This window comes from Psychroserpens mesophilus (assembly GCF_000826645.1).
Classification (GTDB): domain Bacteria; phylum Bacteroidota; class Bacteroidia; order Flavobacteriales; family Flavobacteriaceae; genus Psychroserpens; species Psychroserpens mesophilus.
Genome location: NZ_JXJP01000008.1, coordinates 348640 through 369281, shown reverse-complemented (window position 1 = coordinate 369281; position 20642 = coordinate 348640). Strand labels below are relative to the sequence as shown.

Genomic DNA, 20642 nt, shown 5'->3' with positions numbered 1-20642 from the left:
CATAAAAAAAAATGCATTATGAATAATAGGTACTTCACTGAAGAACATGAGTTATTTAGACAAAGTTTAAAAGATTTTTTACAAAAAGAAGTCGTTCCTCACATCGAAAAATGGGAAAAAACAGGACATATTGAACGATTCATTTGGAAGAAATTTGGTGAAATGGGATTCTTTGGAATCGCATATCCTGAAGAGTATGGAGGCATGGATCTGGATTTATTCTACACTGTCATTCTTTTGGAAGAATTGCAAAAAGTAAATTCAGGTGGATTCGCAGCTGCAATTTGGGCTCATGCTTATTTAGCCATGACGCATGTCAATAAAGAAGGTGATGATGCCATCAAGAAAAAATACTTAACTGCCAGTATTACTGGAGATAAAATAGGTTGCCTTTGTATTACGGAACCATTTGGAGGAAGTGATGTTGCAGGCATGAGAACGACTGCTGTTAAAAAAGGTGATTCCTATGTGATAAATGGATCGAAAACCTTTATTACAAACGGTGTTTATAGTGACTATCTGGTAGTGGCTGCCAAAACCAATCCTGAGCTAGGAAATAAGGGAATCAGCATCTTTATAATGGATAGAGATACACCTGGAATTTCTGCCACAAAATTAGATAAGTTAGGTTGGAGAGCATCAGATACTGGAGAAATTGCTTTCGATAATGTTGTGATTCCTGCTTCAAATCTCATGGGAGAAGAGAACAAGGGTTTTCCATATATTATGCAGCATTTTGCCTTAGAGCGACTCATTATGGGCATTAATGCGCATGCGAGAGCTGAATTTGCTTTAGAATATACCTTACAGTATATGAGTGAACGAGAAGCCTTCGGAAGAACTATTGATAAATTTCAAGCCCTTCGTCATAAAATAGCAGATCGCTATACCGAAATGGAAATCTGTAAAGAGTTTAACTACTCGGTTGCTCGCAGATTAGATCAAGGTGAGTATGTAGTTAAAGAAGCAACAATGTCTAAACTTCAGTGCACAAAAATGTCTGATGAAGTCATGTATGATTGTTTACAGTTTTTAGGAGGTTATGGCTATATGGAAGAATATCCTTTAGCGAGATTGCTTCGCGATAGCAGACTTGGACCCATTGGTGGAGGGACTTCAGAGATCCTTAGAGAAATAATTGCTAAAATGGTAATTGATAAGAAAGATTATAAACCAGCAACATAATTAAACCGCGATTTATATGAAGCTTACATCCATAAAACAATTATTATTATACGTTTTCTGCGGATTTAGTATGATTTCATTTTCTCAAACGGAACTGAAAAACAAGATCGTAGATTTTAGTACCTTAATGCCTATTGAAAGTGCAAGTATTTATATAAAAAACACAACTATCGGAACGGTTAGTAATGAAGATGGAAAATTTGTGTTGCAAGTCCCAAAAGAATTAGCTTTAGATACACTCATTATTTCATCAATTGGTTATAAAAGTTTTAAGCTTCCGGTACATGAATTTGATAATTCTGAAGAAGTCTATTTGGAAGAAGACATTGCTGCCTTAGATGAGATTGTTTTAATTGCTGAAAATCGCCCAAAAACAGGAAATGATATTGTTTTAAAAGCGATTGAGCGATTGTCTGAAAATCTTCCGGATTCAGCTTACATTCAAAAAGGCTTCCTAAGACATAAAGAACGAAATGCCAAAGAATTTAAATGGCTTATTGAAAGTGCAATTACTGTATATGATTCAGGATATTCAGTGCCTTCAAAAGATTTTTTAAAGATTAATGTCGATCAGGTTCGCAAAAGTTATGATTTGCGTGACGTAGATAGTCTGTTTTCCTATGCATCGTATTTGAAGAATTATGAAAACTATAAAGGTCTGAAAGAAGAAAACTTAAACAGAGATACTATTAAAACGTCTTCTTTGGTGAAAGCTATCAAATGGAATGATACCAGAGTTAACGGATTAGAAAACTTGTTTAAAGGAAAACTAAATTTGGTGCGAAATTCTAATGCAGCCAAGACCTTATTTGGAGAAGATATTTTAGATAAGCATCAATTTAAATTGGATACTGTTCTGGTAGATAACGATCGCAAATTGTATAAAATACAAATTTCTGAAGGTAAAGATTATGTAGATCTTGAGACCAAAGGGATTTTTAATGGTGGCTATCACGCCAAAGGTTGGGTGTATATTTATTGGGATAATTATGCCATCAAAAAAATTGAATATGAACTTGTAGCAGCCTCAAATGCTCAAAAAACCAGAAGCAAAACACTTTTTGGTACGCAAACAAATCATAAGCTGGTCATAACGTATATGGAGTACAATGATAAAATGTATCCAAATTATATGTATTATGAAACCCCTAAGCTCGTGAATGTTGGTTTAAAAACTACTGAAAAACTATCTGAAGAGGAAAAAGCAAAGTATTATAATGAAGAACGTTTTTATTATACTATTCAGGAAATTTTGTTTTCAGATATTATTGAAGATGATCAAGTCATTGCAGACGCATTACAGAACGAATGGGATTCAGATATCTTCGCGCCAAAGCCTTATGACAAAAACTTCTGGAAAAACTACAATATTTTATTAGAAAGCGAAGAGGATGAGCAACTCATAAGAGATTTAAGTAAACGAGCATCCTTATTTAAGCAATAATAGTTAGGAAAGTAGTTGTCAATTAAAAAGTAAGATTTTTATTTTGAAATTTTAAATTCATTCCTATATTTGCAGCCTTAAAAATTCTAAAAGAGAGGAGGTTAAGACACTATGTTAAAAATACCAGTTAAAGAAGGAGAAAATATAGATAGAGCGTTAAAGCGTTACAAACGAAAGTTTGATAGAACAGGTACGAAACGTGCATTGAATGCTCGTAAGCAGTTTACAAAACCTTCTGTTGAACGAAGAGCTCAAATACAAAAAGCACAATATGTTCAAGGTCTTAGAGATCAGGAAAGCATTTAATTGTGTTTTATAAAATTTAAAATCCCATTAATAATAATGGGATTTTTTTGTTTCTAAATCGTATTGTAATTAAAACTTTGTATTTTAGATTTAATTCTAAAATGCTTCAATGTCTTTACAATCGTTTACAGATTATTTACTACTTGAAAAAAACTACTCGCAGTTAACACTCAAGGCTTATATTAAAGATATTAAAGATTTTTCTGGTTTTATTGCATCTGAATTTGAGTCAAATTCTATTACCAATGTGAACTATCAGCAAATAAGAAGTTGGATCGTGCATTTAGTTGATACTGGAATTTCTAACCGAAGCATCAACAGGAAAGTATCGTCTTTAAATACGTATTATAAGTTTCTCCTAAAAATTGAAGACATAGAAGTCAATCCGTTAACCAAGCACAAAGCATTAAAGACAAGTAAAAAGATTCAAGTGCCTTTTTCAGAGGAAGAAATTAAAACAGTGCTTCAGGAATTAAATTTTGATACAGATTTTGAAGGTTTAAGGAATCGCTTAATTATTGAGTTGTTTTATGCTACAGGAATTCGGCGAATAGAACTCGTTCAACTTAAACTGGTAGATGTAGATATTACCAATAAAAACTTAAAAGTCTTAGGAAAAAGAAATAAGGAACGATTTATTCCGTTATTGCCATCTGTAGTTGATACATTGAAATCCTATATTAATGTCAGAAATGAGTTAAATGGTATTCAAGATGAATCGCATTTGTTTTTAACTAAAAAAGGGGTTAAAATTTATGAAACGCTTGTTTACAGAATTATAAATGACTACTTTAGTATTGCATCTACAAAGGTGAAACGGAGTCCGCATATATTAAGGCACTCATTTGCAACTCATTTGTTAAACCAAGGTGCAAACTTAAATGCTGTAAAAGAACTTCTTGGTCATTCTAGTTTAGCAGCAACACAAGTCTATACACATAATAGTATAGCAGAATTAAAAAATGTGTACGCCAAAGCGCACCCAAGAAGTAAAAAATAATATTGTCTAACCAAATAATTGATTGAATATGAAGGTAAACACGCAATCCGTAAATTTTAACGCAGACAAAAAGCTAATTGATTTTATTCAAAAACGAATGAATAAGTTAGATTTATTTTATGATAAGGTTATTGATTCTGATGTCTATTTGAAAGTTGAAAACACAAGTGATAAGGAAAATAAAATATTTGAAGCTAGAGTAAATGTACCTGGTGATAGTTTCGTTGTAAAGAAACAATGTAAAACTTTTGAAGAAGGGACAGATATGGCAGTTTCATCGTTAGAAAGACAATTAAAAAAGCGAAAAGAAAAATTAAGAGCACATATGTAGTAAAATTTTTCAAAAAATGTTTTGAATAAATAAATAAATCTTTACATTTGCAGTCCGTTAGAAATAGCGGGCTTTTTTTATAGCAAAAAAGTTATATAAAAGCCGATGTAGCTCAGCTGGCTAGAGCAGCTGATTTGTAATCAGCAGGTCGTGGGTTCGAGTCCCTCCATCGGCTCTTAAAAAAGTCTAAAATCAACAAGTGTTAGTTTTAGCAAAGTTCTTTAAAATTGGGGAGATACTCAAGCGGCCAACGAGGGCAGACTGTAAATCTGCTGACTACGTCTTCGCAGGTTCGAATCCTGCTCTCCCCACAAATACCTTCAACTTGTAATATAGTTGTAAAAATGCGAGAGTAGCTCAGTTGGTAGAGCGTCAGCCTTCCAAGCTGAATGTCGCCGGTTCGAACCCGGTCTCTCGCTCTAAAATTCCTGCGAAGGCAGGAATCTCATTATTAAATGAGGAAATAAACACTTTACGCCGGTGTAGCTCAGGGGTAGAGCGTTTCCTTGGTAAGGAAGAGGTCACGAGTTCAAATCTCGTCATTGGCTCTTTTTTGTTGTATAGAATTAAATTGAACACTAATATAAATAAGATTAAATAAATTAAACATGGCAAAGGCAACTTTCGATCGTTCAAAACCACACCTTAACATAGGTACTATTGGACACGTAGATCACGGTAAAACAACTTTAACTGCTGCTATTACTAAAGTATTAGCTGATGCAGGTTTATCAGAAGCAAGATCATTTGATCAAATTGATAACGCTCCAGAAGAAAAAGAAAGAGGTATTACAATTAATACATCACACGTTGAATACGCAACTGCTAATCGTCACTACGCTCACGTTGACTGTCCAGGTCACGCCGATTACGTAAAGAACATGGTTACAGGTGCTGCTCAAATGGATGGTGCAATTTTAGTTGTAGCTGCTACAGATGGTCCGATGCCACAAACTCGTGAGCACATCCTTTTAGGACGTCAGGTAGGAATTCCTCGTATTGTAGTATTCATGAATAAAGTGGATATGGTTGATGATGAGGAGTTGTTAGAGTTGGTTGAAATGGAAATTAGAGATTTATTATCATTCTACGAATATGATGGAGATAATGGTCCTGTAATTGCTGGTTCTGCTTTAGGTGCGCTTAACGGTGAGCAAAAGTGGGTAGATACAGTAATGGAGCTTATGGAAGCTGTTGATAATTGGATTGAAGAGCCAGTACGTGATATGGATAAGCCTTTCTTAATGCCAATTGAAGATGTTTTCTCAATTACTGGTCGTGGAACTGTTGCTACAGGTCGTATCGAAACTGGTGTTGCTAACACAGGTGATCCAGTTGAGATCATTGGTATGGGAGCTGAGAAATTAACTTCTACTATTACTGGTATTGAAATGTTCCGTCAAATCCTTAACAGAGGTGAAGCTGGAGATAACGCAGGTATCTTATTAAGAGGTATTGAGAAAACTCAAATCTCAAGAGGTATGGTTATTACTAAGCCAGGTTCTGTAACACCACACGCTAAATTTAAAGCTGAGGTTTATATCCTTAAAAAAGAAGAAGGTGGACGTCATACTCCATTCCATAATAACTACCGTCCTCAGTTCTACGTTCGTACAACTGACGTAACTGGAAACATTGCGCTTCCTGATGGAGTTGAAATGGTAATGCCTGGAGATAACTTAACTATTACTGTTGAATTAATTCAACCAATTGCAATGAACGTAGGTTTACGTTTTGCGATCCGTGAAGGTGGTAGAACAGTAGGTGCAGGTCAGGTTACTGAGATTTTAGACTAAAATATTTATTATATAAATATGAATTAAGGTGTTCGTCAAAGGCGAACGCCTTGATTTATATTTACGGGTTTAGCTCAGTTGGTAGAGCACTGGTCTCCAAAACCAGGTGTCGGGAGTTCGAGTCTCTCAACCCGTGCAATGAGTTAAAACAGGGATGTTTTTTATTAAAAAATCTCTTAAATAAGTTTACACTGAGTTAAGTCGAAGTGTGCAAATACAAAATCAAATGGCAGGAATTGTAAATTACATTAAAGAATCTTTTGAAGAATTAAAAAACAACGTGACTTGGCCAGCATGGTCTGAGGCGCAAAGCTTAACTATTTTAGTTGCTGTGTTCTCCATAATTTTTTCATTAGCTATTTGGGGAGTTGATACTGTTTTCAGTAAGGTTATCAAGGCATATTTTGAGTTGATATAACAAATTGTAAAAGCAAAAAATGATGTCTGAGACAAGTGTAAATAAAAAATGGTACGTAGTTAGAGCTGTAAGTGGTCAAGAAAATAAAATTAAAGCTTACATAGAAAATGAAATCGCTAGATTAGGTTTAGAAGATTTTATCGATCAGGTACTAGTGCCTACTGAAAAAGTAATTCAAATCCGTAACGGAAAAAAAATAAATAAGGAACGTGTTTACTTTCCTGGTTATATAATGATTCAGGCAAATTTAAGCGGTGAGATTCCTCATATTATTAAATCAATAACTAATGTTATCGGTTTTTTAGGGGAAACCAAAGGAGGAGATCCTGTTCCGTTAAGACAGTCTGAAGTTAATAGAATGTTAGGTAAGGTCGATGAATTATCTGTTGATGCAGATGTGAATGTGGCAATACCTTTCACAATCGGAGAAACTGTTAAAGTTATTGACGGACCATTTAATGGATTTGATGGGACCATCGAAAAAATTAATGAAGAAAAGCGTAAACTTGAAGTTATGGTTAAAATTTTCGGAAGAAAAACACCATTAGAATTAAGTTATATGCAAGTAGAAAAAGTATAATAATTGTTACAATATAGATAGTATATCTTTTAGCTTCCTATTATAATAAAAGAGATACAAAACTAAAACAAGTAAAATGGCAAAAGAATTAGGTAAAGTAGTTAAATTACAAGTTCGGGGAGGTGCAGCGAATCCGTCGCCACCGGTTGGACCCGCTTTAGGTGCTGCTGGAGTTAATATCATGGAATTTTGTAAACAATTCAACGCTAGAACTCAGGATAAACCTGGTAAAGTTCTTCCAGTTGTTATTTCTGTTTACAAAGACAAGTCTTTTGATTTCGTGATTAAAACACCTCCTGCAGCGGTACAATTATTAGAAGCGGCCAAAGTAAAGAAAGGATCTGGAGAACCGAACAGAAAAAAAGTTGCAAAAGTAACTTGGGATCAAGTAAAAGCCATCGCAGAAGATAAAATGCAAGATTTAAATGCATTTGAAATCGGATCTGCTATGAAGATGGTTGCTGGTACTGCAAGATCAATGGGAATCACAGTTAAAGGTGGAGAAGCACCTAACTAAAAATTTTTGAAATGGCAAGAATAACAAAAAAGAGAAAAGAAGCTATGGCTAAAGTTGAAAAGAATAAATTGTATTCTCTTCAAGAAGCTTCAGCATTATTAAAGGAAATCACATACACAAAATTTGATGCTTCAGTTGATTTAGCAGTAAGATTAGGTGTAGATCCTCGTAAAGCCAATCAAATGGTTAGAGGTGTTGTGTCACTTCCACATGGAACAGGTAAAGACATGAAAGTTCTAGCATTGGTTACTCCTGATAAAGAGGAAGAAGCTAAAGCTGCTGGAGCTGACTACGTCGGACTTGATGAATACCTTGAAAAAATCAAAAATGGTTGGACAGATGTTGACGTTATCGTTACAATGCCTGCTATTATGGGTAAATTAGGTCCTTTAGGTAGAGTATTAGGTCCAAGAGGTTTAATGCCAAATCCAAAAACAGGAACAGTAACTATGGATGTTGCTAAAGCAGTAGCTGAAGTTAAAGCTGGTAAAATCGATTTTAAAGTTGATAAAACAGGAATTGTACATGCGCCTATAGGTAAAGCGTCTTTTAGTGCTGATAAATTACAGGACAATGCAATGGAATTGTTAACCACTTTGAATAAATTGAAACCAACGGCATCAAAAGGTGTATATATGAAGAGTATCTTCATGTCTAGTACAATGAGTCCTAGTATTGCTGTTGATCCTAAAATAAGTTAAGTAGTTAAATCTTTATTATTATGACAAGACAAGAAAAATCACAAGTAATTGAAGAGTTAACTGCTCAATTAGCAGATAATACAAATATTTATCTTGCTGATATCTCAGGATTAAATGCAGGTAACACTTCAGACTTACGTCGCGCTTGTTTTAAAGCAAACGTGCAATTAAGCGTAGTAAAAAATACATTATTAACTAAAGCTATGGAAGCTTCCGACAGAGATTTCGGAGACCTTCCTACAGTTTTAAAAGGTAATACATCTGTGATGTATTCTGAAACTGGTAACGCTCCAGCTAAAGTTATTAAAGCCTTCCGTAAAAAATCTGATAAGCCATTGCTTAAAGGAGCTTTTATCGAAGAGGCTATTTATCTTGGAGATGATCAATTAGATATGCTCGTTGATATCAAGTCTAAAGAAGAGTTGATTGGAGATATCATTGGATTATTACAGTCACCAGCTAAGAATGTTATTTCAGCACTTAAATCAGGTGGTGGAACAATAGCAGGTATTATCAAAACATTATCCGAAAAAGAAGGATAATCAATTAAGTACGCACTTAAACAAATTATATTATTAAAAATTATTAAAAACGGTAGAAATGGCAGATTTAAAAGATTTCGCAGAACAATTAGTTAATTTAACAGTAAAAGAAGTTAATGAATTAGCTACAATATTAAAAGACGAATATGGTATCGAACCAGCAGCAGCTGCAGTAGCAGTAGCAGCAGGTGGAGCTGCAGCAGGTGGAGACGCAGCTGAAGAAAAATCAGAATTCGACGTAATCCTTAAAGCAGCAGGTGGTTCTAAATTAGCTGTTGTAAAATTAGTTAAAGAATTAACTGGTTTAGGATTAAAAGAAGCTAAAGGTTTAGTTGATGAAGCACCAAGTGCAATCAAAGAAGGTGTAGCTAAAGATGAAGCTGAAGCTCTAAAATCTCAATTAGAAGAAGCAGGAGCAGAGGTTGAGCTTAAGTAAGCTTAACAAACCTACAAATTATGGTTTAGGTCTTTCGAATTAGTCGGAATGACCTAAACCCTTTTGTGTATATAAAGCGTACGCAAAAAAACAAATTTTTTTTTAATCAAAATCTCGTTCATCGATGTTAGCAAATACAGCTGAAAGATTAAATTTCTCTTCCATAGTAAACAGAACTGAATACCCAGATTTCCTGGATATTCAAATTAAATCCTTTCAGGATTTTTTCCAGTTAGAGACAAAATCAGAAGAAAGAGGCAATGAAGGGCTCTACAATACCTTCATGGAAAATTTTCCTATTACAGATACACGTAACCAATTCGTATTAGAATTTTTGGATTATTTTATTGATCCACCACGTTATTCAATTGAAGAATGTATCGAAAGAGGACTAACTTACAGTGTGCCACTAAAAGCACGTTTAAAACTGTATTGTACAGATCCAGAGCATGAAGACTTTGAAACTATCGTTCAAGATGTATATTTAGGAACAATTCCTTATATGACGCCTAGTGGAACATTCTGTATCAATGGTGCAGAGCGTGTCGTTGTATCACAATTACATAGATCACCAGGTGTATTCTTTAGCCAGTCGTTCCACGCGAATGGTACAAAATTGTACTCTGCTAGAGTAATTCCTTTTAAAGGATCTTGGATTGAATTTGCAACAGATATTAACCAGGTAATGTATGCTTACATTGACAGAAAGAAAAAGTTACCTGTTACAACATTATTCAGAGCTATCGGTTTTGAACGTGATAAAGATATTTTAGAGATTTTTGATCTTGCTGAAGAAGTTAAAGTATCAAAATCTGGTCTTAAAAAAGTTGTTGGTCGTAAACTAGCTGCTCGTGTTTTAAATACATGGCATGAAGATTTCGTAGATGAAGACACTGGTGAAGTAGTCTCAATCGAACGTAACGAAATTGTTTTAGATCGTGACACAATCATCGATAAAGATAATATTGAGGAAATCCTTGAAGCTGGTGTTAAAACTGTTCTTTTACATAAAGAAAGTGCTCAACAAGGAGATTACGCAATTATACATAATACATTACAGAAAGATCCAACAAATTCTGAAAAAGAAGCTGTTGAGCATATCTATCGTCAATTACGTAATGCTGAGCCGCCAGATGAGGAAACAGCACGTGGTATTATTGATAAATTATTCTTTTCTGATCAACGTTACTCTTTAGGTGAAGTAGGTCGTTATAGAATGAACAAAAAATTACAGTTAGATATCGGAATGGATAAGCAAGTGCTTACTAAAGAAGATATCATTACGATTATTAAATATTTAATCGAACTTATCAATTCTAAAGCAGAGATTGATGATATTGATCACTTATCTAACCGTCGTGTACGTACAGTAGGAGAGCAATTATCGTCTCAGTTTGGTGTTGGTTTAGCACGTATGGCCCGTACCATTCGTGAGCGTATGAATGTTCGTGATAATGAAGTATTTACTCCAATCGATTTAATTAACGCGAAGACCTTATCTTCAGTTATTAATTCATTCTTCGGAACAAACCAGCTATCTCAGTTCATGGATCAAACCAATCCATTGGCAGAGATTACGCACAAACGCCGTTTATCAGCTTTAGGACCTGGAGGTTTATCTAGAGAAAGAGCAGGTTTCGAGGTTCGTGATGTTCACTACACGCACTACGGAAGATTATGTCCAATTGAAACTCCTGAAGGACCAAACATTGGATTAATTTCATCGTTATCTGTTTATGCTAAAGTGAATTCAATGGGATTCATTGAAACACCTTACAGAAAAGCAGATAATGGAGTCGTAGATATCAAAAATGCACCTACCTATTTAAGTGCTGAGGAAGAAGAAGACATGTTAATCGCTCAGGCGAATATTCGTGTTGATGATAACGGAAAAATTCTTGAAGATAAAATTATTGCACGTATGGAAGGTGACTTCCCAGTAATGGATCCAAAAGATATTCATTATACAGATGTGGCACCAAACCAAATTGCGTCTATTTCGGCATCGTTGATTCCGTTCTTAGAGCATGATGATGCCAACCGTGCCTTAATGGGATCTAACATGATGCGTCAGGCTGTACCTTTATTACGTCCGCAAGCGCCAATCGTAGGAACAGGACTTGAACGTCAGGTGGCTTCAGATTCTAGAGTATTGATTAATGCTGAAGGAAATGGAACTGTTGAGTACGTTGATGCTAACGAGATTACTATAAAATACGAGCGTTCTGAAGAAGCTGCAATGGTAAGTTTTGATAGTGATACCAAAACATATCCATTAGTGAAGTTTAGAAAAACTAACCAAGGTACGTCTATTAACCTAAAGCCAATCGTTGTGAAAGGTGACAAGGTTAAAAAAGGACAAGTGCTTTGTGAGGGTTATGCTACTGAAAATGGAGAATTAGCTTTGGGTCGTAACATGAAAGTGGCATTTATGCCATGGAAAGGTTACAACTTTGAGGATGCGATTGTAATTTCAGAAAAAGTTGTTCGTGACGACATATTTACATCTATTCATATTGATGAATATTCATTAGAAGTTAGAGATACCAAATTAGGTAACGAAGAATTAACTAATGATATTCCTAACGTTTCAGAAGAGGCTACTAAAGACCTTGATGAAAACGGTATGATTAGAATCGGAGCAGAGATTAAGCCAGGTGATATCCTTATTGGTAAGATCACACCAAAAGGAGAATCTGATCCAACTCCGGAAGAAAAATTATTACGTGCCATCTTTGGAGATAAAGCTGGTGATGTAAAAGATGCGTCTTTAAAAGCGTCGCCTTCATTACATGGTGTTGTTATTGAGAAGAAATTATTCTCAAGAGCAATTAAAGATAAGCGTAAGAGAGCAAAAGATAAAGAAGATATTGAAGCATTAGAAAATATCTACTACAAGAAGTTTGATGATTTACAAGCTGTTTTAGTTGAAAAATTATTTGCTCTTGTAAATGGTAAAACGGCTCAAGGTATCTACAATGACTTAGGTGAGGAAATCATTCCTAAAGGAAAGAAATATACGCTTAAGATGTTAAATGCTGTTGATGATTATACACATTTAACTTCAGGAACTTGGACTACTGATGACCACTTAAACTCTTTGGTTGCAGATTTAATTCACAACTATAAGATTAAAGAAAATGACCTTCAGGGATCACTGCGTCGTGAGAAGTTTACAATTTCTGTAGGTGATGAATTACCAGCAGGTATTATCAAATTGGCTAAGGTTTATGTTGCTAAGAAACGTAAATTAAAAGTTGGTGATAAGATGGCAGGACGTCACGGAAATAAAGGTATTGTAGCTCGTATCGTTCGTCAGGAGGATATGCCATTCTTAGAGGATGGAACACCTGTTGATATCGTATTAAATCCGTTAGGTGTACCATCGCGAATGAACATCGGACAAATTTATGAAACGGTTCTTGGTTGGGCTGGACAAAAATTAGGACGTACCTATGCAACGCCTATTTTTGATGGTGCAACTCTAGATCAAATTAATGCGTTTACTGACGAAGCTGGTGTGCCAAGATTTGGTCATACATACTTATATGACGGTGGAACAGGAGATCGTTTTGATCAACCAGCAACTGTAGGTGTGATTTATATGATTAAGTTAGGTCACATGATTGACGATAAAATGCATGCACGTTCCATTGGACCATACTCATTAATTACGCAACAACCTCTTGGTGGTAAAGCACAGTTTGGTGGTCAGCGTTTTGGAGAGATGGAAGTTTGGGCACTTGAGGCTTATGGAGCTTCAGCAACTTTACGTGAAATCTTAACAGTTAAATCTGATGATGTTATAGGTAGAGCTAAAACTTACGAAGCTATCGTAAAAGGAGAGCCAATGCCAGAACCAGGACTACCTGAATCTTTCAACGTACTTATGCACGAATTGAAAGGATTAGGATTAGATATTAGATTAGAAGAATAATTAAAACAGTCTACAGTATTCAGTTAGCAGTCTTAACTGTTAGCTGAATATTGATCACTGAATACTATAAAGAAATGGCAAGAAGACAAGATAAGAATACAATTCAGAGATTTAGTAAAATCTCTATTGGTCTAGCATCTCCAGAATCTGTTTTAGCAGCGTCTCGTGGTGAAGTTTTAAAACCAGAAACTATTAATTATCGAACACATAAACCTGAACGTGATGGTTTATTCTGTGAGCGTATTTTTGGTCCTGTAAAGGATTTTGAATGTGCTTGTGGTAAATATAAAAGAATACGCTACAAAGGTATCGTTTGTGACCGTTGTGGTGTTGAAGTAACTGAAAAGAAAGTACGTCGTGATAGAGTAGGACACATCAATCTTGTTGTGCCTGTTGCTCATATCTGGTACTTCCGTTCGTTACCAAATAAAATAGGATATTTACTTGGTTTACCATCTAAGCGTCTAGATATGATTATCTATTATGAGCGCTATGTGGTTATTCAACCAGGTGATGCAATGAATGCTGAAGGTGAACCATTACAAAAAATGGATTTCTTAACTGAAGAAGAATATTTAAACATTCTTGAAACACTTCCGAAAGAAAATCAATACTTAGAAGATACTGATCCAAATAAATTTATTGCTAAAATGGGAGCGGAATGCTTAATCGACCTTTTAGCTAGAATTGATTTAGATGATTTATCATTTGAGTTGCGTCATAAAGCAAACACTGAAACCTCTAAACAACGTAAAACTGAAGCATTAAAACGTTTACAGGTTGTTGAAGCGTTTAGAGATTCAAACTTAAACAGAGAGAATAAGCCAGAATGGATGATCATGAAGGCTATTCCAATCATTCCGCCAGAATTAAGACCATTAGTGCCTTTAGATGGTGGACGTTTTGCAACATCAGATTTAAATGATTTATATCGTCGTGTTATTATTCGTAACAACCGTTTAAAGCGTTTAGTTGAAATTAAAGCGCCTGAAGTTATTCTTCGTAATGAGAAACGTATGTTACAAGAATCTGTAGATTCATTATTTGATAACACGCGTAAAGCTTCAGCAGTAAAAACGGATTCTAACAGACCATTAAAATCATTATCAGATTCATTAAAAGGTAAGCAAGGACGTTTCCGTCAAAACTTACTTGGTAAGCGTGTTGATTATTCTGCGCGTTCTGTAATTGTTGTTGGACCAGAATTAAAATTATTCGAATGTGGATTGCCTAAAAATATGGCAGCAGAATTATATAAACCTTTTATCATCAGAAAATTGATTGAAAGAGGAATTGTAAAAACTGTAAAATCTGCTAAGAAAATTATAGATAGAAAAGAGCCTGTTGTTTGGGATATCTTAGAGAATGTTCTTAAAGGACATCCAGTATTACTAAACCGTGCTCCTACATTACACAGATTAGGTATTCAAGCTTTTCAACCAAAATTAATTGAAGGAAAAGCAATTCAGTTACACCCTCTAGTGTGTACTGCATTTAATGCCGATTTTGATGGTGATCAGATGGCTGTGCATTTACCGTTAGGTCCAGAAGCAATTTTGGAAGCACAATTATTAATGTTAGCATCACATAATATCTTGAACCCAGCAAACGGTTCTCCTGTAACAGTTCCTTCTCAGGATATGGTACTTGGTTTATATTATATGACTAAGCACAGAAAATCTGATAAAGATTATACTGTTAAAGGGGAAGGTCTAACATTCTATTCTCCAGAAGAAGTAACTATTGCTTACAATGAAAAGAAAGTAGATTTAAATGCTGGAATTAAAGTAAGAACTCAGGATTTTAATGAAGAAGGAGAGTTGACAACTCAAATTATAGAAACAACTGTAGGTCGTGTACTTTTCAACGAAAAAGTACCAGCTGCAGCAGGATATATTAATGAGGTATTGACTAAGAAATCGTTAAGAGATATTATTCATGGTATTCTTAAAAAGACAAGTGTCCCAGAAACGGCAGCTTTCTTAGATGAGATTAAAACACAAGGATATAAATTCGCTTTCCAAGGTGGATTATCATTTAGTTTAGGTGATATTATTATTCCTGCGGAAAAGCAAAGTATGATCGACAAAGCTAACGGTTTAGTTGATGGTATTATGGGTAACTATAACATGGGATTAATAACAAATAACGAACGTTATAACCAAGTTATTGATATCTGGACATCTACGAATGCTGAATTAACAGAGTTATCTATGAAACGTATCCGTGAGGATCAACAAGGATTTAACTCCGTGTTTATGATGCTTGATTCTGGAGCTCGTGGATCTAAAGAACAGATTCGTCAGTTAACAGGTATGCGTGGATTAATGGCCAAACCTAAAAAATCTAATGCTGGTGGTGGCGAAATTATTGAGAACCCGATTCTTTCTAACTTTAAGGAAGGACTTTCAATTTTAGAATACTTCATCTCTACTCACGGTGCACGTAAAGGTCTTGCCGATACAGCACTTAAAACTGCAGATGCTGGTTATTTAACACGTCGTTTGGTTGATGTGTCTCAAGATGTTATTATCTACAGTGAAGATTGTGGTACATTAAGAGGAATTGAAGTTAATCCGTTAAAGAAAAACGAAGAAATTATAGAAACGCTCGAAGCTAGAATAGTTGGACGTACATCATTAAACGATGTGTATGATCCAATTACTGAAGAGCTTTTAGTTGAAGCAGGTGGGCATATTGATGATAATATTGCTAAGCGTATTGGTCAGTCTCCATTAGATGCTGTCGAAGTACGTTCAGCATTAACTTGTGAAGCTAAAAAAGGTATTTGTTCTAAATGTTACGGTCGTAATTTAGCGACTGGTAAAATGGTACAACGAGGAGAAGCCGTTGGTGTTGTGGCAGCACAATCTATTGGTGAACCTGGTACACAGCTTACACTTCGTACATTCCACGTAGGTGGTATTGCAGGTAACATTTCAGAAGAGAATAAATTAACCGTGAAGTTTGATGGTATTGCAGAAATTGAAGATTTAAAAACTGTTAAAACTAAGGATAGCGAAGGTAAAGAGGTTGACGTTGTCATCTCAAGAACTTCTGAATTAAAATTAGTTGATGCTAAAACAGGAATCACATTAAGTACAAACAACATTCCTTATGGTTCATTTATTTATGTGAAGCCAGGTGAAAAAGTTAAAGCTGGAGATGTTATTTGTCAGTGGGATCCATATAACGGTGTAATTATTTCTGAGTTTGCTGGTAAAGTGAGATATGAAAATATTGAACAAGGTATTACATATCAAGTTGAAATTGATGAGCAAACAGGTTTCCAAGAGAAAGTAATTTCTGAATCTAGAAACAAGAAATTAATTCCTACCCTTCATATTGAAGATGCTAAAGGTGAAGCAATACGTTCTTACAACTTACCTGTTGGAGCTCACTTAATGATTGATGACGGAGAGAAAATTAAGGTTGGTAAAATCTTAGTTAAGATTCCTCGTAAATCAGCTAAAGCTGGTGATATTACTGGTGGTCTTCCTCGTGTAACCGAATTATTCGAAGCTCGTAACCCTTCTAATCCTGCTGTTGTTAGTGAGATTGATGGTGTTGTGTCATTCGGAAAAATCAAAAGAGGTAACCGTGAGATTATCATTGAGTCTAAATTAGGTGAAATTAAGAAGTACCTAGTGAAATTATCTAATCAGATTCTTGTTCAGGAAAATGATTATGTAAAAGCTGGTATGCCATTATCTGATGGTTCAATCACTCCTAATGACATTTTAAATATCAAAGGACCTTCAGCTGTTCAGCAATACTTAGTGAATGAAGTACAAGAAGTATATCGTTTGCAAGGTGTGAAAATTAATGATAAGCACTTCGAAGTTGTTGTTAGACAAATGATGCGTAAAGTTAGAATTATCGATTCTGGTGATACTATTTTCTTGGAAGATCAATTAGCACATAAAGCTGATTTTATTGAAGAAAACGATAAGATTTTCGGAATGAAAGTTGTTGAAGATGCTGGAGATTCTGAAACCTTAAAGCCTGGTCAGATATTAACTGCCAGAGAGTTAAGAGATGAGAACTCAATACTACGTAGAGAGGATAAAGCATTGGCTGTTGCTAGAGATGCAAAACCTGCTACTGCAACACCTATTCTTCAAGGTATTACGAGAGCGTCACTACAAACGAAATCATTTATTTCGGCAGCATCCTTCCAGGAAACAACTAAAGTTCTTAACGAAGCAGCTGTAAATGCTAAGGTTGATGATCTTGAAGGCTTAAAAGAGAATGTAATCGTTGGACATAGAATTCCGGCTGGAACTGGTGTTAGAAAATTTGATAACATCATCGTAGGTTCTAAAGAAGAATTCAATGAAATGATGAAGGCTAAAGAAGAGATGAACTACAATTAATTTTGTATTCCTGCGGAGGCAGGAAATCGCAGATTTAGCGAGAGCTAATCTATAAAATAAAGGCCTTCACACATTAATTTGTTTGAAGGCTTTTCAATTAAATAAATAACAATTTCCAATAAAAAGGAAAAATAAATGAGATAACTATGGCAGAAGATAATAAAAATAAAAAACCAGGCATTAACATTGAATTAGATGAAAAAATTGCTGAAGGGACTTATTCTAACTTAGCAATCATTAATCATTCAGTATCTGAATTTGTAATTGATTTTGTTAGTATAATGCCAGGAACTCCGAAAAGTAAAGTGAAATCTAGAGTTATCTTAACGCCTCAACATGCTAAACGTTTGTTGAAAGCTTTAGGTGATAACATAAATAGATTTGAAAAAGCTCATGGTGAAATCAAAGATTATGAGCAGCCTCCAATTCCATTGAATTTTGGACCAACAGGTCAGGCATAGAAGTTAAATAAGTTTAATAATTTGATGCTATTTCTAAGCGGTGCTCAACATACTTTCTTGACCAGCCTCCAATTCCATTGAATTTTGGACCAACAGGTCAGGCATAGAAGTTAAATGAGTTTAATAATTTGATGCTATTTCTAAGCGGTGCTCAACATACTTTCTTGAGCAACCTCCTATTGCATTGAATTTTGGACCAACTGGTTAGAAATAACAAATAAAAAATCCCTTTGATACAATGTCAAAGGGATTTTTTTATGGTTCAGTATCTAATTAGGCGACTTCTTTCTGGTTAATATGAAATTTTAACGCGCCAGAAGGACATTTTTTTACTTGTTGAATGATTTTGTCTGTAGATTCTCCATCTAAATCTATCCAAGGAATAACAGATTGACGAAATACATTTGAAAGTTCTTTAGCACAACGCTCGGCGTTTATACATTGACAAGGATTGTAGGTAACAGTAATATCATTATTACTGAAAACATGTGGTGTAGTTTTCATAAGTAGATCAATTTTGGGGTTTAATCTTAAAGAAATGTATGCTCTATAACGTTTTAGTAATAATAAAATCGATGAAATGTATTTATTTATCGTTGAAATACACATTTTGAAATTAACTATCGACGAACGACGTGGTAATTAATCAAATTCTGAAGTTAAATGGAATATAATATTAGGATATTTCTGCTGCGTCATTTGCAAAGAAAATGAAGAATCTGCTAAAAATACAAGCTGCCCTCTTTTATCTTTAGCTAAATAGCGCTGTTTAACTCGCTTAAATTCTTTAAATTCCTCGCTCTTTTTATCTTTCGGTTCAACCCAGCAGGCTTTGTGTACGTTAAGATTTTCATAGGTGCACTTTGCACCATATTCGTGTTCTAATCTGTATTGAATAACTTCATATTGTAATGCTCCAACAGTTCCAATTACTTTACGACCGTTCAGTTCTAGAGTAAATAATTGAGCAACACCTTCATCCATTAACTGGTCAATACCTTTACTAAGCTGTTTAGATTTTAAAGGATCAGCATTATTGATGTATCTAAAATGCTCAGGTGAAAAGCTTGGAACACCTTTATAGTTTAGCGTTTCACCTTCAGTTAAAGTATCTCCAATTTTAAAGTTTCCGGTATCCTGAAGGCCTACAATATCACCAGGATAAGAGATATCTACGATTTCCTTTTTTTCAGCAAAGAAAGCATTCGGACTAGAAAACTTCATTTTTTTGTTATGTCTTACATGCAGATAAGGAGCATTTCTTTTAAACTCACCGGAAACAATTTTTATAAAAGCTAACCTGTTTCTATGGTTTGGATCCATATTAGCGTGAATTTTAAAAACAAAACCAGAAAACTTATCTTCATCAGGTTTTACTAAGCGCTCTTCACTTTGCTTTGGTCTTGGTTTTGGAGCAATTTCAACAAAGCAATCTAATAGTTCTCGAACACCAAAATTGTTGAGTGCAGATCCAAAAAATACAGGCTGTAATTCTCCGTTTAAATACGCTGCTTTATCAAATTGCGGATAAATACCGTCAACAAGTTCTATTTCATCTCTAAGGGTTTGTGCTGCCTTTTCGCCAACAAGTTTATCTAATTCTGAAGATGATAAGTTATCAATTTCAATGGTATCTTCAATATCTTTACGACTATCACCACTAAATAAATTGACATTTTTTTCCCAGATATTATATATGCCTTTAAAATCGTAGCCCATTCCTATAGGAAAACTAAGTGGAACAACTGTAAGGCCTAACTTTTGCTCAATTTCATCAAGTAAATCAAATGCATCTTTACCTTCACGATCCATCTTATTGATAAATACAATCATAGGTATGTTACGCATTCTACAAACTTCTACAAGTTTTTCAGTTTGCTCTTCAACTCCCTTTGCAACATCAATAACAACAATGACACTATCAACAGCTGTCAACGTTCTGAAAGTGTCTTCTGCAAAATCCTTGTGACCAGGCGTATCAAGAATGTTAATTTTGATGCCATCATATTCAAATGCTAAAACAGAGGTGGCTACAGAAATTCCTCTTTGGCGTTCAATTTCCATAAAATCACTGGTGGCCCCTTTTTTTATCTTATTACTCTTAACTGCTCCTGCTTCTTGAATCGCTCCACCAAAAAGTAAGAGTTTTTCAGTTAATGTTGTTTTACCTGCATCTGGATGGGAGATTATCCCGAAAGTACGACGTCTATTGATTTCTTTTAAAAAACTCATATGTATTTATAGTAGGTGCAAATATAAATTTTATTATACTATTAAAAACTCAAAATAAGATTTTATCGTAGATGTTATTGAGGAATTAAAAGATGCAAAATAGTATGACAATTAAATTGAATATGTTTAATGATCAAGTGATAAACCATAATAGAAAACACTGGTGATGATTAACAATTAACATATGTTAATCCAAAAATAGAATTTAGTCATAAAAAAGCTTTGATTTATAGAAAAATACTTTACATTTGCTTTTAATCGATTAAACACAACACTTAATCGATAAAATGAATGTTAATATTGATAGTATTTTTTTTACAAAATTATTACATTTGAACCAGATTAATAGCACTTATTTTGAACCTACAGTTACAATAGAC

17 protein-coding genes and 5 tRNA genes are annotated in these 20642 nt (G+C 34.6%); 20 read left to right on the top strand and 2 right to left on the bottom strand.

Going from position 1 to position 20642, the window contains the following annotated elements; genetic code table 11:
• The first annotated feature begins 18 nt into the window (after positions 1-18).
• From TD18_RS08995 to TD18_RS08900, 20 genes are all read left to right on the top strand, one after another.
• Positions 19-1185 carry an acyl-CoA dehydrogenase family protein gene (locus tag TD18_RS08995; protein ID WP_040251437.1) on the top strand — a complete coding sequence of 389 codons (1167 nt, stop codon included), beginning with the start codon at positions 19-21 and terminating at the stop codon, positions 1183-1185.
• Between the two features lie 16 nt (positions 1186-1201).
• Positions 1202-2629, top strand: coding sequence for a carboxypeptidase-like regulatory domain-containing protein (locus TD18_RS08990; protein WP_040251434.1), 1428 nt, complete (start codon positions 1202-1204; stop codon positions 2627-2629).
• Between the two features lie 111 nt (positions 2630-2740).
• Positions 2741-2935: a 30S ribosomal protein S21 gene (gene rpsU / locus TD18_RS08985; protein ID WP_040251429.1), complete on the top strand. Its 195-nt coding sequence runs from the start codon at positions 2741-2743 to the stop codon at positions 2933-2935.
• Positions 2936-3044: 109 nt separating this feature from the next.
• Entirely contained in the window at positions 3045-3935 is an 891-nt protein-coding gene (locus tag TD18_RS08980; RefSeq protein ID WP_040251426.1) for a tyrosine-type recombinase/integrase, read from the top strand.
• A 28-nt stretch (positions 3936-3963) separates the two neighbouring features.
• Positions 3964-4266, top strand: a complete 303-nt coding sequence (gene hpf, locus TD18_RS08975; protein ID WP_040251424.1) for a ribosome hibernation-promoting factor, HPF/YfiA family — start codon at positions 3964-3966, stop codon at positions 4264-4266.
• A gap of 101 nt (positions 4267-4367) precedes the next feature.
• Positions 4368-4441 (top strand) — tRNA-Thr (locus TD18_RS08970).
• A 54-nt stretch (positions 4442-4495) separates the two neighbouring features.
• A tRNA-Tyr gene (locus tag TD18_RS08965) sits at positions 4496-4577 on the top strand.
• A 35-nt stretch (positions 4578-4612) separates the two neighbouring features.
• Positions 4613-4685 (top strand) — tRNA-Gly (locus tag TD18_RS08960).
• Between the two features lie 57 nt (positions 4686-4742).
• Positions 4743-4814 (top strand) — tRNA-Thr (locus tag TD18_RS08955).
• Between the two features lie 60 nt (positions 4815-4874).
• Entirely contained in the window at positions 4875-6062 is a 1188-nt protein-coding gene (gene tuf, locus TD18_RS08950) for an elongation factor Tu (protein ID WP_040251419.1), read from the top strand.
• Positions 6063-6125: 63 nt separating this feature from the next.
• Positions 6126-6198: transfer RNA gene (locus tag TD18_RS08945), tRNA-Trp, on the top strand.
• A gap of 90 nt (positions 6199-6288) precedes the next feature.
• On the top strand, positions 6289-6480 hold the full coding sequence (gene secE / locus TD18_RS08940; protein WP_040251416.1) for a preprotein translocase subunit SecE: 192 nt from the start codon (positions 6289-6291) through the stop codon (positions 6478-6480).
• A 22-nt stretch (positions 6481-6502) separates the two neighbouring features.
• Positions 6503-7060, top strand: coding sequence for a transcription termination/antitermination protein NusG (gene nusG / locus TD18_RS08935; protein WP_040251412.1), 558 nt, complete (start codon positions 6503-6505; stop codon positions 7058-7060).
• 76 nt (positions 7061-7136) lie between these two features.
• Positions 7137-7577: a 50S ribosomal protein L11 gene (gene rplK / locus TD18_RS08930; RefSeq protein WP_040251409.1), complete on the top strand. Its 441-nt coding sequence runs from the start codon at positions 7137-7139 to the stop codon at positions 7575-7577.
• 11 nt (positions 7578-7588) lie between these two features.
• Complete coding sequence (gene rplA, locus TD18_RS08925) at positions 7589-8278, top strand: 50S ribosomal protein L1 (protein ID WP_040251407.1); 690 nt, start codon at positions 7589-7591, stop codon at positions 8276-8278.
• A 20-nt stretch (positions 8279-8298) separates the two neighbouring features.
• Complete coding sequence (gene rplJ / locus TD18_RS08920; RefSeq protein ID WP_040251404.1) at positions 8299-8820, top strand: 50S ribosomal protein L10; 522 nt, start codon at positions 8299-8301, stop codon at positions 8818-8820.
• Between the two features lie 58 nt (positions 8821-8878).
• Positions 8879-9256, top strand: coding sequence for a 50S ribosomal protein L7/L12 (gene rplL, locus TD18_RS08915; RefSeq protein ID WP_040251401.1), 378 nt, complete (start codon positions 8879-8881; stop codon positions 9254-9256).
• A gap of 124 nt (positions 9257-9380) precedes the next feature.
• On the top strand, positions 9381-13193 hold the full coding sequence (rpoB, locus tag TD18_RS08910; RefSeq protein ID WP_040251399.1) for a DNA-directed RNA polymerase subunit beta: 3813 nt from the start codon (positions 9381-9383) through the stop codon (positions 13191-13193).
• Between the two features lie 74 nt (positions 13194-13267).
• Entirely contained in the window at positions 13268-17569 is a 4302-nt protein-coding gene (gene rpoC / locus TD18_RS08905; protein WP_040251983.1) for a DNA-directed RNA polymerase subunit beta', read from the top strand.
• A gap of 146 nt (positions 17570-17715) precedes the next feature.
• On the top strand, positions 17716-18030 hold the full coding sequence (locus tag TD18_RS08900) for a DUF3467 domain-containing protein (RefSeq protein WP_040251397.1): 315 nt from the start codon (positions 17716-17718) through the stop codon (positions 18028-18030).
• A 273-nt stretch (positions 18031-18303) separates the two neighbouring features.
• Here TD18_RS08900 and TD18_RS08895 read toward each other — a convergent pair whose 3' ends face one another.
• Positions 18304-18534, bottom strand: coding sequence for a (4Fe-4S)-binding protein (locus TD18_RS08895; protein ID WP_040251395.1), 231 nt, complete (start codon positions 18532-18534; stop codon positions 18304-18306).
• Positions 18535-18672: 138 nt separating this feature from the next.
• On the bottom strand, positions 18673-20262 hold the full coding sequence (locus tag TD18_RS08890) for a peptide chain release factor 3 (protein WP_040251392.1): 1590 nt from the start codon (positions 20260-20262) through the stop codon (positions 18673-18675).
• Between the last annotated feature and the right edge of the window lie 380 nt (positions 20263-20642).

Coding starts and splice junctions, on each gene's coding strand:
- TD18_RS08995 (WP_040251437.1), top strand. CDS start 19: ATGAATAATAGGTACTTCACTGAAGAACATGAGTTATTTAGACAAAGT.
- TD18_RS08990 (WP_040251434.1), top strand. CDS start 1,202: ATGAAGCTTACATCCATAAAACAATTATTATTATACGTTTTCTGCGGA.
- rpsU (WP_040251429.1), top strand. CDS start 2,741: ATGTTAAAAATACCAGTTAAAGAAGGAGAAAATATAGATAGAGCGTTA.
- TD18_RS08980 (WP_040251426.1), top strand. CDS start 3,045: ATGTCTTTACAATCGTTTACAGATTATTTACTACTTGAAAAAAACTAC.
- hpf (WP_040251424.1), top strand. CDS start 3,964: ATGAAGGTAAACACGCAATCCGTAAATTTTAACGCAGACAAAAAGCTA.
- tuf (WP_040251419.1), top strand. CDS start 4,875: ATGGCAAAGGCAACTTTCGATCGTTCAAAACCACACCTTAACATAGGT.
- secE (WP_040251416.1), top strand. CDS start 6,289: ATGGCAGGAATTGTAAATTACATTAAAGAATCTTTTGAAGAATTAAAA.
- nusG (WP_040251412.1), top strand. CDS start 6,503: ATGTCTGAGACAAGTGTAAATAAAAAATGGTACGTAGTTAGAGCTGTA.
- rplK (WP_040251409.1), top strand. CDS start 7,137: ATGGCAAAAGAATTAGGTAAAGTAGTTAAATTACAAGTTCGGGGAGGT.
- rplA (WP_040251407.1), top strand. CDS start 7,589: ATGGCAAGAATAACAAAAAAGAGAAAAGAAGCTATGGCTAAAGTTGAA.
- rplJ (WP_040251404.1), top strand. CDS start 8,299: ATGACAAGACAAGAAAAATCACAAGTAATTGAAGAGTTAACTGCTCAA.
- rplL (WP_040251401.1), top strand. CDS start 8,879: ATGGCAGATTTAAAAGATTTCGCAGAACAATTAGTTAATTTAACAGTA.
- rpoB (WP_040251399.1), top strand. CDS start 9,381: ATGTTAGCAAATACAGCTGAAAGATTAAATTTCTCTTCCATAGTAAAC.
- rpoC (WP_040251983.1), top strand. CDS start 13,268: ATGGCAAGAAGACAAGATAAGAATACAATTCAGAGATTTAGTAAAATC.
- TD18_RS08900 (WP_040251397.1), top strand. CDS start 17,716: ATGGCAGAAGATAATAAAAATAAAAAACCAGGCATTAACATTGAATTA.
- TD18_RS08895 (WP_040251395.1), bottom strand. CDS start 18,534: ATGAAAACTACACCACATGTTTTCAGTAATAATGATATTACTGTTACC.
- TD18_RS08890 (WP_040251392.1), bottom strand. CDS start 20,262: ATGAGTTTTTTAAAAGAAATCAATAGACGTCGTACTTTCGGGATAATC.